The organism is Rathayibacter sp. AY1E2, assembly GCF_002932325.1.
GTDB lineage: Bacteria > Actinomycetota > Actinomycetes > Actinomycetales > Microbacteriaceae > Rathayibacter.
In genome coordinates this window covers 23,509-38,978 of the sequence record NZ_PSVO01000014.1, presented here as the reverse complement: position 1 = coordinate 38,978, position 15,470 = coordinate 23,509, and the positions used below count along the sequence as shown (strand labels likewise).

Sequence of the window (15,470 nt, the reverse complement as noted above, 5' to 3'; positions counted from 1 at the left end):
GACGCGGCGGCGGCCCGCTCAGGCCGTCGCGTGCAGCGCGGCGTACGCGCCGCCCGTCGCGAGCAGCTCATCGTGCGTCCCCTGCTCCACGACGCGCCCCTCGCTGAGCACCACGATCCGGTCGGCCGTGCGGACGGTGCTCAGGCGGTGGGCGACGATCAGCGTCGTGCGCCCCTCGCGCAGCCGGTCGAGGGCGAGCCGGACCTCGCGCTCGGTGCGCGGATCGAGTGCGGCGGTCGCCTCGTCGAGCACGAGCAGACGGGGGTCGCGGATCAGGGCCCGCGCGATCGCGAGGCGCTGGCGCTGGCCTCCCGACAGCAGGGCGCCCCGCTCCCCTACGACCGTGTCCCAGCCGTCGGGCAGCTCGAGGACGAACTCCGCGTTCGCCGCCCGCAGCGCCGCCTCGAGCCGGTGGTCGTCGGCGTCCCCTGTCCCGTAGAGCACGTTGTCGCGGATGCTGCCGCGGAAGAGCACCGACTCCTGCGGCACGACCGAGACGAAGCGGCGGGCCGTGCGCATGTCGAGGGCGGCGATGTCACGGCCGTCGAGCAGTACTCGGCCCTGCGAGGGGCGGACGAATCCGAGGACCACCCGGGTCAGCGTCGACTTCCCCGAGCCGGAGGGACCGACGAAGGCCACGGTCTCCCCCGGGGCGATCCGGAGCGACACGTCGTGCAGCACGCGCCGGTCGCCGTAGTCGACGCTCACCCGGTCGAGCTCGACTCCTCCGGCGAGGGCGTCGACGACCGGCTCGCCCTCGTTGTGCTCCACGTCGGGGTCCGCCAGGACCTCGGCGATCGAGCGGCGCGACTCGAGGCCGCGGGTGACCAGCGGAGCAGTCTGGAACGCCGCCGTGATCGTCCCGGTGAGCAGCGCGAAGTAGGAGCTCAGCAGCACGACCTCGCCGACCGTCACCGGCAGGACGCCCGTCATCGCGATGACGGCTGCGCCGAAGAGCGAGCCGAGCGTGATGAGCTGGTAGCTGCTCCACGACAGCGCCCCGAAGCGCCCGTTCAGGCGGTCGAGGGCGACGCCCGCCCGCTCGACGCGGCGGGCGGCCTCCACCACCCGCTGGACCGAGACCTTCTCGAGGCCGTGGGCGCGGGTGACCTCGAGGAGCGCGGACATCTCGCCGACGGTGCCGGACATCGTCTCGACGTGGCGCCGGAACGCCTCGTTGCCGGCCGCTGTCCGCCGACGGAGCCAGAGCACGAGTGCGGCCGCGAGCGGGACGGTCAGCGCGAACACCAGCAGGAACTGCGGCACCCTCGTGCCCGTCGCCACTCCGGCTCCGACGAGCACCACCAGCGCTGTCAGCACCGGCCCGAAGGCCTGCTGCAGCATCAGCTCGAGGTTCTCGACGTCGCGCACCACCTTCGTCTGGGCGATGGAGGCGCTGCCTCGCGAGTGGTAGTCGAGCGAGAGGCTCTGCAGCCGCTCGGCGAGCGCCTCCCGCAGCCGCAGGCCCAGCGCGCGGACGGCGGACGAGGAGAGCCGCACGTAGACCGCGTTCGCCCCGATGTTCGCGAGGATCGTCGCCGCGGCGGCCGCGGCCGGCACGACGAGCGCCGATGGCGACCGGCCGTCGACGAGGGCGTCGACCACGGCGGCGGTGACGAGCGGCAGGATCCACAGCGGGCTGTCCTTGACGACGTAGGCGAGCGCCGCCCCTACGACCCGGTGCCGCGACGGGCGCAGGGCCGAGCGGAGCGGATGCTCGGAGGAGATGCCGCTCACGGCACGAGGGCGGGCTCGCGCGCCGCCGCCGTCGATCGGAGGATCAGGGCGGCCGCGCCGATCAGAGGCCCCTCCCCGCCGAGCCCGGACGGGCGGACGTCGAGACCGCGGGCGTAGTCCAGGACCGCGTGCTCCCGGGCGCTCGCCAGCACGAGGTCGAGGTAGTCGCCGGTCACGCCCGCGAAGCCGCCGCCGACGGCGAAGTCGTGCACGTCGAGCAGGGTCGCCGCGCCCGCGATCGCCGTGCCGACGGCCTCGGCGGAGCGGCGGACCGCGGACAGGGCCACGGCTTCGCCGTCCGCGGCCGCGCGCCCGAGCTCCTCCCCGGTGCTCCCGGCGAAGCCCCGGCGCCGGGCCCAGGCGACGGTGCTCGGTCCGGAGGCGATGCTCTCGAGCGTCCCGTCGCTCCCCTCCTCGGGGTCGGCGTCGGCGACGTGCACCTGGCCCAGGTGGCCGGCGTTGCCGGAGCGGCCCGCCAGCACCCGGCCGTCGAGGACGATCCCGCCGCCGATCCCGGTCGACACGACGAGGCTCACCGAGGAGACGGCGCCCCGGTTGGCCCCGTACCAGTGCTCGGCGAGGGCGATGCAGGTCCCGTCGAGGCGCAGCTCGACCGGCCGACCGGGCACGAGCCGCTCGAGCGCCTCCCGGAGCGGGACGCCGTGGAGCAGCGGGAGGTTCTTCGGTCGGATCCGGCCGCCGTCGAGGTCGATCGGCCCCGCGGATCCGGCGCCGACGCCGACGACGTCCGCCCCGGCCGTCGAGGCGGCGACGCACTCCGCGAGCGCCCGCTCGAACTCCTCAGGAGTCAGGGCGGGGCCGGTCGCGCGCCGGTGCCGCGTGCCGGGCACGAGCCCGCCCCCGGCGTCGACGAGGGCGGTCTCGATCTTCGTGCCGCCGACGTCGACGGCCAGGGCGGGCTGCGTGCTCACCGCGGATCAGGCCCAGTCGGCGACGAGCTGGTTGGCCGTGCGCAGCACGCTCGGCGACACCAGCGCCTCGGGGTCGAGACCGGAGCCGCGCACCGTGAAGACGACGCTCTCGCCCGGCAGCAGCGTGACCAGCTGGTCGTCGACGACGGCGGACGGGTCCACCTTGTCGACCAGGAGGGTGACGTCGCGCACGAGGTTCTCGGCGGTGACGGTCACCTGCACTCCGCCCTCGACGGGGGCGGCGCTCGTGCGCAGGCGCTCGGCCTCCAGGGCGGAGTCGCGGTACTCGGCGAAGAACCAGAACGCGCGCGTCCCGGCGAAGTCGACGACGAGCAGCTCGGCGGCGGCGTCCTCGGGCGTCGCCACGCCGGACCCGATCGGCAGGGTGCGCACCGAGCGCGCCCCGACCGCGAGCTCCTGCCGCTCCTCCGCCAGCACCGTCCCGTCGAACGCCAGGCGGCGCACGACGCACTCGCCCGCCCACTCCTCGGGGGAGTCGCCCACGGCGACCACGGCGAGCCCCTCCCCGCGCGGCTGCACGGTGAGCAGACGGTCCTCGAAGACGTGCTTGAGCGCGTAGAGGAGCGGCTTGGCGGTGCCGTCGCCGTCCACCGCGGCCCACGAGGTGACCGGCCAGCAGTCGTTGAGCTGCCAGACGATCGAGCCCATGCAGCGCGGGCTCTCGGAGCGCTGGTGCTCGATCGCGAGCGTCACCGCGAGCGCCTGGTTGAGCGACATCGCCCAGTGCCAGTCCTCCGTGTCGTCGGGCAGCGGGAGGTGAGCGACGAGACCGTCGGTCAGCTTGTCGTTGCCGTCGGTCGCCTTCTGGTGGTGGATCATCCCGGGCGACTCGGGAGTCAGCGGCGAGTCCGAGATCGAGCGCTGGATGGTCGACCACGACGCCGGCCCCTGCCAGCCGAACTCGGCGACGAATCGCGCGTGGGCGTCCCGGTAGGCGGGGTAGTCGACGCGGTTCCACAGCTCCCAGAGGTGCACGGAGCCGTGGTCGAGGTCGTTCGCGAAGATCTGCGGGTCGCCCGACCAGGGGCTCCCGGGCGTGTACGAGCGCGCCGGGTCGAGCTCGGCGACCAGGCGCGGGAGCAGATCGAGGTAGTAGCCCAGGCCCCAGGTGCGGCCCTGGAGGCGCTTCTCCCAGCCCCACTCCTCGAAGCCCCAGATGTTCTCGTTGTTGCCGTTCCAGAGCGCGAGGCTCGGGTGCGGCATGATCCGCGTGACGTTGTCGCGGACCTCCGCCTCGACCTCGCTGCGGAGCGGCTCCTCCTCCGCGTAGGCCGCGCAGGCGAAGAGGAAGTCCTGCCAGACGAGGATGCCGCGCTCGTCGCAGAGGTCGTAGAAGTCGTCGGACTCGAAGTAGCCGCCGCCCCAGATGCGGAGGAGGTTGAGGTTCGCGGACTCGGCCTGGTCCATCCTGCGGGCGAGGCGCTCGCGGTCGACCCGGGTGATGAAGGCGTCGTCCGGGATCCAGTTGGCTCCGCGGATCCAGACGGGCTCGCCGTTGACGACGAAGCGGAACGAGGTGCCCTCGTCGTCGCGGTCGAGCTGCACCTCCAGGGTCCGGAAGCCGATCCGCTGGGAGCGCTCGTCGATGACGGCTCCGCCCTGCAGGAGCGCGACCTCGAGGTCGTGGAGCGGCTGCCCGCCGAAGCCCCGCGGCCACCACAGGGCCACCTCGGCCGCCTCGAGGTGGAGGACCGCGGTGCGCTCGCCACCGGGGACGCTCGCCACGGCCTCCGCGCCGGCGACGGAGGCGCGCACCTCCACCTCGGCGTCCGAGGCCCGGTCGAGCCCCACGTGCAGCTCGACGCGGCCGGTCGTCCCGTCGACCGTGACCACGGGGCGCACCGAGGCGAGGCGCGCACCGCTCCAGGCCTGGAGGGTCACCGGCTTCCAGATGCCGGCGGAGGCGGCGTCCAGCCCCCAGTCCCAGCCGAAGTTGCAGGCGGCCTTCCGCAGGGCGTTGAAGGGGTGGGAGTAGGTGTGCGGCCGGTAGCCGATCTCGAGGCTCGCTCGGTCGGCCTCGGCGACGGGCGAGGCGAAGGCGACGACCAGCTCGTTCGCCCCCTCCTGCAGAGCCTCGTCGACGCGGATCCGGTAGGTGCGGTGCTGGTTGCGGGTGCGGGCGATCTCGCGCCCGTTCAGCGTGACGACGGCCACCGTGTCCAGGCCCTCGAAGACGAGCTCGTGCACGTCGCGGCCGTCGGGGGCCCAGTCGAATGAGGAGGAGTACTCCCAGTCCGTCTCGCCGATCCAGGTGACCTTCTTCTCGTTCTGGTCGAGATAGGGGTCGGGGATCAGCCCGGCCGCGAGCAGATCGGTGTGGACGAGGCCGGGGACCACCGCGGGGACGACGGCCGAGACCAGCTCGGCGGGGATCGGCCCGCGGGTCGCGCGGACACTCCAGCCGTCGTGCAGCGGACGGCTGGTGGCCGCCGCGGTGCGAGGAGTGGTGTCGAGGGTGTGGGTCACTTCGTAGCTCCTGATGTCAGTCCGTTGTAGATGAAGCGCTGGAGGAAGAGGAACGCGATCAACGTCGGGACGATCACGAGGATCGTGCCGGCGGCGATGACCTCCCACTGCGCCCCGAAGGGCCCCATGAAGCGGAAGAGGGAGGTCGAGATCACGCCGAGGTCGCGGGAGGGCATGTAGAGGAAGGGGATGTAGAACTCGTTGTAGACCGCGATCCCCTTGATGATCACCACGGTCGCGATCGCGGGCTTCAGCAGCGGGAGCACGATCCGCCAGTACACGGTGAAGCGGCTCGCTCCGTCGAGCATTGCGGCCTCGTCCAGCGAGACCGGGATCGACTGCATGAACTGCAGGAAGATGTAGATCGCGACGATGTCGGTGCCCGTGAACAGCAGGATCGCCGACCAGCGGGTGTTGAAGAGGTCGAGGGCGTTGATCACCTGGAACGTCGCCACCTGCGTGGTGACGGAGGGGACCAGCGTCGCGAGCAGGAAGAGCCCGGTCACCAGGCTCCGCCCGCGGAAGCGGAACCGGTCGATCGCGTAGGCGGCCATCGTGCCGATCAGCACGGTGCCCACGATCGAGACGACGAGGATGATCCCGGTGTTGAGGAACCCGGTGACCATCCCGCCCTGCGTGAAGGCGATGGCGAAGTTCTCGAGGTTGAACCAGTTCGAGGGCGGCGTGAGCGGTCCGGTGCCCCGGTACTCCGCCGAGGTCTTGAACGCGAGCATCACGATCGTGACGATCGGCACGAGAGCGAAGAGGCAGGCCACGATCAGCGAGCCGTACTTCCCGATCGAGCCGAGGACGGATCCCGCCGACCGGCGGGTGCGCCGCTCCTTCACGGCCGCCTGCCGCGTCACCGGGAGACCGGTGACCGCCGGGGGGCGCTGCTGGGTGCTGGTCATTCCTGGCTCGCCTTCTCGTCGGGGAACACGCGCCGCTGCACGGCCGTGATGATCAGCACGATCGCCAGCAGCACCACGGCCATCGCCGACGCGAGGCCGACCTTGGAGTAGCGGAAGGCGGTGTCGACGGTCTGGATCACGAAGGTCTCGGACCCGTTCGCGCCGCCGGTCATGATGTAGGGCATCTCGAAGGCCGAGAGCGCCCCGGCGATCGCGAGGATGAAGGACAGCCCGAGGATGCGCCGGATGCTCGGCACGATGATGTAGCGGAACTTGTCGAACGCGCTCGCGCCGTCGAGATCCGCCGCCTCGTACTGCTCCTCCGGGACCGACTGGATCGCACCGAGGAACAGCACGAAATTCAGCCCCATGTAGCGCCAGACCGAGGTGGCCGCGAGGGACACGTTGACGACGGAGGGGTCGCCGAGCCACTGCGGGGTGTCCTGCACGCCGAAGACGCCGAGCACCGCGTCGAGCGTGCCGTCCGGACGGAAGAAGTAGAGGAACATCAGCCCGATGGCGACGCCGTTGATCAGGTAGGGGAAGAAGATGACGCCCTTGAAGAAGTTGCGGAACCGGGTGCGGAAGCTCAGCAGCGTCGCGAAGAAGAGGGCGAGGCCGAGCTGCGCGATCGCGCCGGCGAGGTAGAACAGGCTGACGAAGAAGACGCGGAAGATCTCGGGCCGGGTGAAGATCTCGACGTAGTTCTCGAGGCCGACGAAGGTCTTGTCGGGGTCCAGGCCGTCCCAGTCGGTGACGCTGTACCAGAACATGTTCGCGACCGGGATGTACGTCAGCACGACCAGGAACGCCAGCGGGACCGCCAGGAAGAGCCAGGGGGTGATGCGCCTGCCGGTGAGGCGCTGCCGGCGGCGGGGCCGGATCCGCTTGCTCGCTCCGACCTCGATGGGCGGAGCGTCGGTGATCGCCATGGTCGATCCTTCCGTCGTTCGGGGGTGCAGGAGCCGTGGAGCTCCGGAGGGAGGGGGCGGGCGGCCGCGGGAGGCGGCCGCCCGCGGGGACTACTCGGCGACGTCGGCGCGGGCCGCGGCCCAGCGCGAGTTGAGGTCGGCGAACAGCGACTCCTTGTCGCCGGCGCCCGCACCGCGCGCGGCGTCGATCAGCTCCTGGCGGTAGGCGTTGCCGAACAGGTCGATCTCGGCCTCGTTGGCGATGTCGTTGATGACCGCCTCCTTGCCGACCGGGTCCGGGGCGAGCTCGAGGTACTGCACGCCGAGCGCGTCGAAGTCCGCGAGGGTGTCGGGAGCGGGGTCGCTGATCACGGGGCTGATCGCGCCCTGGCTCTCGGCGTAGCCGGACTCGTTCGTGAACCAGTCGATCCACGCGCGGGCGGTGGCCTTGTTGTCCGAGTTCTTGTTGATCGCGAGGAACTTGTCCGAGGCGGTCACCGAGGTGAAGGTCCCGTCCTGCGCCCACGGCATCGGCCAGAAGCCGATGACGTCGCGGGACTTCCCGGCCTTCTCGGCCGCGTCCTGCATCTGCGAGACGGCCCAGGAGCCGAGCACCATCGAGCCGATCTCCCCGCTCGCGAGGAGGTCCTTCGACTCCTCCCAGTTCGTGGTGGTCGGGTCCGCCTCGCTGAGGCCCTGCGCGACCGTGTCGTAGAGCAGGCCGTCGATGTTGTACTGGTCGTTGCCCTCGGTCCAGGGCGCGTCGTCCGCGATCATCTCGGTGCGGACGTCCGCCCCCTGCACCGTGCCGAGGTTGCCCTCGATCGTCGCGAGGGGCCACCCGTCCTTGTAGTTCGTGTAATAGGGGACGACGCCGTCGGCCTTGATCTTCTCGAGGTCGGCGAGGTACTCCTCCTCCGTGGCGGGCGGGTCGGTGATGCCCGCCGCGGTCCAGACGTCGCGGTTGAACACGTAGCCCATGGCCGAGCCGAAGGTCGAGACTCCGTAGGCGGTGCCGTCGAACGAGCCCTCGTTGGTGAAGCGGTAGGTCTTCGACAGCTCCTCCGTCGAGCCCAGCGGCTCGAAGTAGTCGGAGTAGTCGTCCTTGGTGACGTTGGAGCTCGGGATGAGCAGCACGTCGCCGTAGTCCTTCGAGTTCAGGCGGATCTTGGTGTCGCCCTCGTAGTCGGTCAGGGCCTCGAACTTCACGGTCGTCCCGGGGTACTTCCCCTCGAACGTCGTCGCGTAGTCGGCGAAGGTCGTGTCGACCAGGTCGGTGCGGTTGGTCAGCACAGTGATCTCGCCGGCCGGCTCGCCGGAGTCGTTCCCCGCCGATCCGCCGGAGCAGCCGGCGAGCGCGAGGGAGGACGTGACGGCGACGGCGACGATGCCGATCAGCGTGGTCCTGCGGTTTCTGGTGGGTCGTTGCACGGGTGTTCTCCTCGGTAGGGCGTCGCGGTGCGACGGTGAGTGCAGTGGGTGCGGGACGGAGGTCAGTGACGGGCCTGCCACCAGTGCCGGATCGTCGGGAGGTACTGGCGCACCAGCGACTCCAGCCACGACGGCACGTGGGGGTGGGGCGAGGGTCCGGCCGTCGGCGGCGCGGTGGGAGTCGTCGGCGGTGCGGTGGGCGTCGTCGTCGGCGGGGTGGTCGGCGTCGTCGTGGGCGGAGCGGTCGGCGTCGGCGTCGGGGCGGGTCCGGCGGCGACCACCGTCGCCACGTCGTCGACGGTGAGGACTCCGGTCCCCGATCCGTTCACGTAGAGGGCGTACCGGGTCACCGAGGTCAGGTCGAGATCGGCCTCCGGGGCCCACGACGGCGGAGCGAAGGCTGAGAAGGGGACGACGGTCGGCCCCTCCGTCGCCGGGGTGACGGAGGCCTCCCAGTAGGCGCCGTTCGCGACGAACTGCACCGAGAACGGGGCCGCGGCGTCCACGTCGAGGGTCAGCCCGGAGTAGCCCCACCAGTTCTGCGGAGCATCGAACGTCTTCACGACGCCCGCGTAGCCGGCCGTGCCCGTGTCGTAGTCGAAGCGCGCGGCGCTGCCGGCGCCGGAGGGCACCAGCGTCGGCGCGATGGTGCCGCCCCCGCTGTTCCGGACGTAGGCCTCGCGGACCGCCGCGTCGTCGGCGTAGCCCTCGAAGTCGTCGACCACGACGGGCTCCGTCGGCACGGCCGAGGTCTCGAACGAGCGGACCTCGGACACGGCGGAGCCGACGCCGTTCACGGCGGTCACCCGCCAGGAGTAGCGCGTCTCGGGGGCGAGGTCGACGTCCGGGCGGACGGTGGTCGCGGTGAGCCCGGTCGTCTCCACGATCGGGTCGGAGAGGTCCTCCGATGCCGAGAGGGTGAAGCGGTAGAACGCGGCGTCGGCGGCGGGCTCCCACGAGAACGCGGGGGTCGCGGTGATCCCGTCGGCGCCGGCGGCCGGCGCGACGAGCGCGGGGGCGGCCGGGGCGCCGAGCGGAGCGGCGTTCGGCGAGAAGAGGTTCACGGAGCCGATCTGCGGCGTCCACGCCTCGCCCGGGCCCTGCGGCCACGAGACGCGCAGCTGGTTCACGCCGGAGAGGCCGCGCACCGACAGCGTGTACTGCTTCCAGTTCCCGGTGCCGCCGCGGGTGTCGACCGCGATCGGCGCCCACGTCGCACCGTCGGCCGAGCCCTCCACGGTGAGCGGGGCGACCGGCTGGTCGGGCCAGTACCAGGCCGTCACGTCGGCGCCGCTGATGTCGTCGAAGCTCCAGGTGAGGCTCGCCGGATCGGTGCTCTCGCGCTTCACGCGAGAGACGTCTCCGCCGAACTGCGCGGGCGAGCCGGAGTCGATCGCGAGGCTGCCCGTGCGGGCCGACACCTTCGAGAAGTCGTCGAGCGGGTCGGCGAGGGCCACCGCCTCCGCCGCGCTCGTGACGGTGGCGCGCTCGAGGGTGGCGCTGCCGCTCCAGGAGAGGCGGACGGCGTCGCCGTCGAGGCCGTCCGCTCGGAGGGCGCCGCCGTCGACCGTGGTCGCGGCCGGAGTCCAGGTCGTCCCGTCGGTGCTCGTCGAGACGGTCGCGGCCGAGGGGTCCGAGAGGAGGAACTCGGCGGCGGTCACGCCGTCGCGCTGCCAGGTGATGCTCGCAGCGCCCGTCGCGGCGACGACTCCGCCGGCCGGCGTCGGCTCGAGCCGCGCGTTCTCGTGTGCCGAGCTGAGGGTCCAGGTCTGCAGCGGGTCGACGAGCACCGTGCCGGCCTCGGGCGCGGCCACGGGGTCGGAGGCGGGGCCGGGGCGATCGCCCTCGCCGACCGCGACCACGCGGTAGCGCGCTCCGTCGGGCGAGTCGTAGTCGGTGACCGGGGAGGCGGAGGCGGAGACGGCGCCGTCGGTCACGTCGCTCCAGGCACCGCCGTCGACCGAGCGCTGCACGAGATAGCCCTGCGCTCCCGCGGTCCCGCGCCACGAGACGGTGGTGATGCCGTACACCTGGTCGAGGGCCGTGACGAGCGGGGCGCCGAGCTCGTGCCGGCCGGGCGTGCTGCCGACGGCCGCGCTGTAGCGCTCGACCGCGTCCACGCTCTCCCGCTCCCGCGCCGAATCGCCCGGGTAGTGGAGGGTGAAGCCGTCGTCGTGCGGGACGAAGCCCCCGCGGTCGTTGTTCCCGAACAGCGACCAGAAGAACATGCCCGAGACGTTCCGGTCGGCCGCGGCCGCGTCGAGAAGCGTGGCGGAGGCGGCCGTCGAGGCGTACTCCCCCGCGATGTAGACCTTGCCCGCGTCCGCGACGGTCCGCGCGTCGGCCGAGACCCGCTCGGCGGTCGGCGGGTAGTAGTGAACGTCGACGATGTCGAGGTCCGGCGACGCGAGGGTGTCGGGATCGATGTCGAAGCGGCGGCCGGCGGCGACGAGCTGCTCCGGGGCCTTCTCCTTCAGGTGCGCGACCTGGGCGTCGATCCACTCGCGGGTCATGCCCTCGAGCTCGTTGCCCAGCTCCCACGCCATGATCGTCGGGTCGTCGACGAAGCGCGTCCCGGTGATCGTGTTCGTGTGGTCGAGCACGTGGTCGACGTAGTCCTGGTATGCCGCGATCGCGGCCGGGTCGGTGTAGAAGTCGTCCGACTCGAGGCCGAGCGGAGTCGTGAAGTCGCGGTGACCGCCGTGGTAGTACTCCCACTGGTCGGTGAGCGGCAGCACCAGGCGGATGCCGAGGGTGCCCGCGTAGGCGACCGCGAAGTCGATGGTGCGGAACGCCTCCTCGTTGTACTCGCCGAGCCGCGGCATCAGCGCGAGCGGGTCGGCGTCGTCCTGGCTGGTCGACGTCATCATGTGCGAGCGCACGACGGTGACACCGAGCCCGGCCGCCGTGTCGAGGGCGTCTTTGATGCGGAAGTAGGTCGGGTAGTCGATCCCGCCGACGTTCTCGTCGAGGCCGAGCCAGTAGATGTTCGTCCCGCTGGCACGGAAGCGCTCGCCGTCGAGGGTGAGGGCGCTGCCGTCGCGCTGGACGAACGCGGTGTTGGCGCTGGTCCAGTCGGCCGGCGCGGCCTGGGCGGAGGACGCGGTCGCGACGAGGGTCGAGGCGACGACGGCGGCGATCGCTCCGCCGGCGAGGGCCGAGCGGAGGCGGGAGCGCCTCGGGGCGGACGGTGCTGCGGCACGGGTCATGTGTGTTCCAGGGCTCCTTCGACCGGGGTGGAGGACCGGCTCGCGTCGTTCCGCTCTCGGGATCGGGGCTCGTCGCCCCGCCCTCGTCGGCCGGTCCTCGGACAGACTCCCCTGTCCTGCCCGTCGAGGTCAATATCAAAAGTAAATAATTTATGTAACGAATCGAGACGGCAGTTCGAGCACGCGGGGCGTGGCGACGGCCGTCGACCGACGGTCGGAGATGCTCAGGCCGCCGGCGCGCCCGTGGATCCGCGCGGGACGATCACGACGGCGGGGCTGCTGATCGCACGGCTCTCGCCACCCGCGATGCCGGCCAGGAGCTCCCGGCCGGCGAGCATCCCGATGACCTGCACGTCGTGCGAGACCGCCGAGAGCGGGGGCTCGCTGAGCTGGCACTGCGCGGAGTCGTCCCAGGCGAGGAGCGAGAGCTCGCCCGGGACGGCGAGACCGCGATCGCGGGCCTCGTCGAGTCCGCCGAGCGCCATCAGGTCGCTGTCGAAGACGACCGCCGTCGGCCGCTCGTCGCCGTCGAGCAGGGCCGCCAGAGCACGGGCCCCGGAGGCCCGCGAGTAGTCGCCCCCGGCCGTCGGTCCGGACACTCCGTGCCGCGCGCACTCCTGCGCGAACGTCTCCTCGCGGATGCGCGTGTGCAGCAGCTCCGCGGGTCCGGCGACGCGGCCGAGCCGGGAGTGGCCCTGACCGGCGAGGAAGTCGACGGCCGCGCGCATCGCGTTGTCGTCGTCCGTCCACACCGCGCGGAAGCCGACGGCGGCGCTCGGCGGGCCGATCACGACGGCGGGGAGGCCGAGGCCGCGCACGAACTCCGGCCGCGGATCCCCGTCCTCGAGGTCGACCAGGATCACGCCGCTCACCTCGCCGTCCTCGCTCCACCGCCGATAGGTCGCGAGCTCGGCGTCGGCGTCGGGCAGGACGTTGAGGAGCACCGAGTAGCCCGAGGGGCGGACCGCCCGCTCGACACCGGCGATGAACTCGTGGAAGTACGGCTCCGCGCCCATGATCTCGGTCGCCCGCACCAGGGCCAGGCCGATCGGTCTCGTCCGCGTCATCGCCACCGCCCTTCGTCGCCCGTCCAGAGTAGGGGGCCGATCGGCGCCGGAGCCGTCCCGTACGCTGACGAGCGGAACGGGAGGTGACGGCATGGCACGGCGCGAATCGACACCCGCGGCCCCCGGGAGCCGCGCCCTCGTCGTGGACCTGATCCGCTCCTCCGGGCCGATCAGCCGCGTCGAGCTGACCGCCGCGACCGGCCTCACCCAGCCCGCCATCTCGATGATCGTGCGCAAGCTCCTCACCGACGGCATCGTCCGCCAGACCGGCTCGACCTCGACCGGGGGCAAGCCGCGGCAGCTGCTCGAGATCAACGCGCGGGCGAGGATCGCCATCGGCCTGCAGCTCGGCTTCGAGTCGATCACCCTGGTCGCGACCGACACGGGCGGAGGCGTGATCGCACGCCAGCAGATCGACGGCGCCGCGCTCGCCTCCCCGGAGGAGGTCACCGCGCGCCTGGTCCGGGCCTACGACGACTTCATCCGCGGGACCGGGATCGACCGCGGCTCGATCGCGGGCGTGGCGGTCGTCGCTCCCGGCCCGATCGACCAGGCCGCGGGCCGCGTCCTCGGCCCGCCGACGCTGCACCACTGGCGCGACCACCCGCTCCGCCAGGAGCTCGGCGCCGGTCTGGGCGCGCCGATCCTGCTCGACAACGACGCCGCCGCCGCCGCGATCGGCGAGTTCTGGAGCCGCGGCGTCTCGCGGCACCGCACCTTCGGGAGCATCTACGTCGGCACCGGCATCGGGGCCGGCGTCGTCCTCGACGGCGCACTGCTGCGCGGGGCGAGCTCGAACGCGGTCGAGATCGGCCACGTCACGATCGTGCCGGGCGGGCGCGAGTGCTTCTGCGGCAACATCGGCTGCCTCGAGCGGTACGCCTCGCCGACGGTGGTCGTGGAGGAGGCGCGCTCCGACCGCGCCGCGTTCGCCGACCTCGACCTCGCCTTCCGCGCCGAGGAGCACGCCCGCGACTTCGACGTGCTCAGCCTGGCGGCGATCAACGGCCATCCGGCGGCCCTCGCCCTGATCGAGCGCGCGGCCGGGCACCTGGCCGACGGCGCTCTGATCCTGGCCAACCTGTTCGACCTCGACGAGCTGGTCCTCACCGGCCCCGGAGTCGCCATCGCCGGATCGATCCACACCCGCGCGATCCGCGCCCGCCTCGACGAGCGCCGCTTCGCCCGCCGGGCCCACCCGATCGAGGTCGAGCTCTCGAGCAACCCGCGCGACGCGGCCGCCGTCGGAGCGTCCTCCCTCGTGCTGCAGAGCACCCTCTCGCCCGGGCACGGGCCGGTGCTCCTGCAGCCCGGAGGGCGCGATGGCTGAGGCCGTCGTCTCCGCCGGCCGGCTGCTCGGGCGGACCGTCGAGACGCCGGACGGAGCGGCGCACGCGTTCCTCGGGGTGCCCTACGCGGGCGACCCCCGGCGCTTCCTCCCGGCTCCGCCGCTCGAGGCCTGGAGCGGACGGCGCGAGGCGCTGGAGCCCGGACCGCGGGCTCCGCAGACGTCGGGTGGAAGCGAGACCGGCTGCCTGACCGTGAACGTCTGGACGCCGGAGGCAGCCGAGGCCTGCCCGGTGATCGTCTGGATCCACGGGGGGCTGCACGTCGCCGGCTCCCCCTCCGAGCCCTTCTGCGACGGAGCACGGCTCGCCGCCCGGACCGGCACCGTCGTCGTGGCGCTCGGCCACCGGCTCGGCGCGCTCGGATTCCTCACCGTGGACCACCTCCTCGGCCACGAGTACCGCGACTCCGCGAACGCGGGCCTGCACGACACCGTCGCCGCGCTCGAGTGGGTCCGCGACGAGATCGCGGCGTTCGGAGGAGACCCCGGTCGGATCACGCTGGCCGGCCAGTCCGCCGGCGCGACGTCGGCCGCGATGCTGCTCGCAGCGCCCCGCGCCGAGGGCCTCTTCGCGCGAGCAGTGCTGCAGAGCGCGAACCCCGAGCGCGTCGGGTCCCGCGAGTACGGCGAGGAGGCGACGGCGGAGCTGCTGGACCTGCTCGGCGCGCCGCCGGAGCGGCTCCTCGACCTGCCCTGGCCTCGCCTGATCGAGGCGCAGGACCGCCTGCTCGCCCGCCGCTCGGCCGCGGGTCCGAACACCGTCGCCGTGTTCCGGGCGGGCCTCGACGGCCGCCTGCTGACCCGCGACCCGGTGTCCGCCGTCGCGGCGGGAGCCTCGAGCGGAGTGGATCTCGTCGTGACGACGAACGTCAACGAGGGCTCGGGCTCCGTCGACCTCCGGGCTCCCGACTCCGTCGAGCTGCGCGCACAGCTCGACCGGCACGTCGCCGACCTGCTTCCGGGAGGGGACGCGGGGGCCTATCGAGAGGCTCTGGCGGCCGACCTGGGCCGCACCCCCTCGGACGCCGAGGCCCTGGAGGCATGCCTCGCCGACGAGATCTACCGGCAGCCGAGTCTGCGGCTGCTCGACGCCCGGGCCGCAGCGACCGGATCGACGCGCGCCGCCCTGTTCGCCTGGCGCGCCGACGACTCCCGCGGCGCGACCCACTCCCTCGAGCTGCCCTTCCTCTTCCGCAGCCTCGACGACGCCCGTGGCACGATCGGGCCCGCCCCGCAGCGCCTCAGCGACGAGGTCTCGTCGCGCTGGGCCGCCTTCGCGGCGACGGGCGACGCCGGCTGGCCCGAGTACGGATCCGAGCGCACAACGCTCGTGCTCGACGACCCCGTCCGGATCGTCGACGCTCCCCGCGAGCACCTGCGCCGCCTGGTCGCGTCCCACCGCCGCTGATCCCACCGGCCACTGGCCCCGTCCAGGCG

The 15,470-nt window shown here is 72.7% G+C and carries 10 protein-coding genes; 2 read left to right on the top strand and 8 right to left on the bottom strand.

Annotated elements, in window-relative coordinates; all coding sequences use genetic code 11:
- Positions 1 to 18: 18 nt before the first annotated feature.
- The 8 genes from C5C49_RS11285 to C5C49_RS11250 all read right to left on the bottom strand — a co-directional run bounded on the left by C5C49_RS11285 (position 19) and on the right by C5C49_RS11250 (position 12,685).
- Positions 19 to 1,737 carry an ABC transporter ATP-binding protein gene (locus C5C49_RS11285; protein ID WP_104238484.1) on the bottom strand — a complete coding sequence of 573 codons (1,719 nt, stop codon included), beginning with the start codon at positions 1,735 to 1,737 and terminating at the stop codon, positions 19 to 21.
- Entirely contained in the window at positions 1,734 to 2,669 is a 936-nt protein-coding gene (locus tag C5C49_RS11280) for an ROK family protein (RefSeq protein ID WP_104346191.1), read from the bottom strand. Before C5C49_RS11280 ends, C5C49_RS11285 begins: the two co-directional genes overlap by 4 nt.
- A gap of 6 nt (positions 2,670 to 2,675) precedes the next feature.
- Positions 2,676 to 5,156 carry a glycoside hydrolase family 2 protein gene (locus C5C49_RS11275; RefSeq protein ID WP_181135760.1) on the bottom strand — a complete coding sequence of 827 codons (2,481 nt, stop codon included), beginning with the start codon at positions 5,154 to 5,156 and terminating at the stop codon, positions 2,676 to 2,678.
- Positions 5,153 to 6,067 (bottom strand): carbohydrate ABC transporter permease, encoded by a 915-nt coding sequence (locus C5C49_RS11270; protein WP_104238482.1) that lies wholly within the window; start codon positions 6,065 to 6,067, stop codon positions 5,153 to 5,155. The genes C5C49_RS11275 and C5C49_RS11270 overlap by 4 nt, the downstream gene beginning before the upstream one ends.
- Positions 6,064 to 6,999, bottom strand: coding sequence for a carbohydrate ABC transporter permease (locus C5C49_RS11265; protein WP_104234025.1), 936 nt, complete (start codon positions 6,997 to 6,999; stop codon positions 6,064 to 6,066). The genes C5C49_RS11270 and C5C49_RS11265 overlap by 4 nt, the downstream gene beginning before the upstream one ends.
- Before the next feature lie 90 nt (positions 7,000 to 7,089).
- Positions 7,090 to 8,409 (bottom strand): ABC transporter substrate-binding protein, encoded by a 1,320-nt coding sequence (locus C5C49_RS11260; RefSeq protein WP_104234024.1) that lies wholly within the window; start codon positions 8,407 to 8,409, stop codon positions 7,090 to 7,092.
- 62 nt (positions 8,410 to 8,471) lie between these two features.
- A complete protein-coding gene (locus tag C5C49_RS11255; RefSeq protein ID WP_104346190.1) occupies positions 8,472 to 11,618 on the bottom strand; it encodes a cellulase family glycosylhydrolase in 3,147 nt (1,048 codons plus the stop codon).
- 224 nt (positions 11,619 to 11,842) lie between these two features.
- Entirely contained in the window at positions 11,843 to 12,685 is an 843-nt protein-coding gene (locus C5C49_RS11250) for a LacI family DNA-binding transcriptional regulator (RefSeq protein WP_208543581.1), read from the bottom strand.
- A gap of 91 nt (positions 12,686 to 12,776) precedes the next feature.
- Between C5C49_RS11250 and C5C49_RS11245 the strand changes: the two genes are divergently transcribed.
- Together C5C49_RS11245 and C5C49_RS11240 are read left to right on the top strand one after the other, a co-directional pair.
- On the top strand, positions 12,777 to 14,015 hold the full coding sequence (locus tag C5C49_RS11245) for an ROK family transcriptional regulator (RefSeq protein WP_104247753.1): 1,239 nt from the start codon (positions 12,777 to 12,779) through the stop codon (positions 14,013 to 14,015).
- The gene (locus tag C5C49_RS11240) at positions 14,008 to 15,441 is read left to right on the top strand and encodes a carboxylesterase/lipase family protein (protein ID WP_104247754.1); all 1,434 of its coding nucleotides are present in this window, start codon (positions 14,008 to 14,010) and stop codon (positions 15,439 to 15,441) included. Before C5C49_RS11245 ends, C5C49_RS11240 begins: the two co-directional genes overlap by 8 nt.
- Positions 15,442 to 15,470 lie beyond the last annotated feature (29 nt).

Bases quoted from the DNA above. Each gene is read 5' to 3' on its own strand.
- C5C49_RS11245 (WP_104247753.1), top strand. From the start codon at position 12,777: ATGGCACGGCGCGAATCGACACCCGCGGCCCCCGGGAGCCGCGCCCTC.
- C5C49_RS11250 (WP_208543581.1), bottom strand. From the start codon at position 12,685: ATGACGCGGACGAGACCGATCGGCCTGGCCCTGGTGCGGGCGACCGAG.
- C5C49_RS11270 (WP_104238482.1), bottom strand. From the start codon at position 6,067: ATGACCAGCACCCAGCAGCGCCCCCCGGCGGTCACCGGTCTCCCGGTG.
- C5C49_RS11255 (WP_104346190.1), bottom strand. From the start codon at position 11,618: ATGACCCGTGCCGCAGCACCGTCCGCCCCGAGGCGCTCCCGCCTCCGC.
- C5C49_RS11265 (WP_104234025.1), bottom strand. From the start codon at position 6,999: ATGGCGATCACCGACGCTCCGCCCATCGAGGTCGGAGCGAGCAAGCGG.
- C5C49_RS11240 (WP_104247754.1), top strand. From the start codon at position 14,008: ATGGCTGAGGCCGTCGTCTCCGCCGGCCGGCTGCTCGGGCGGACCGTC.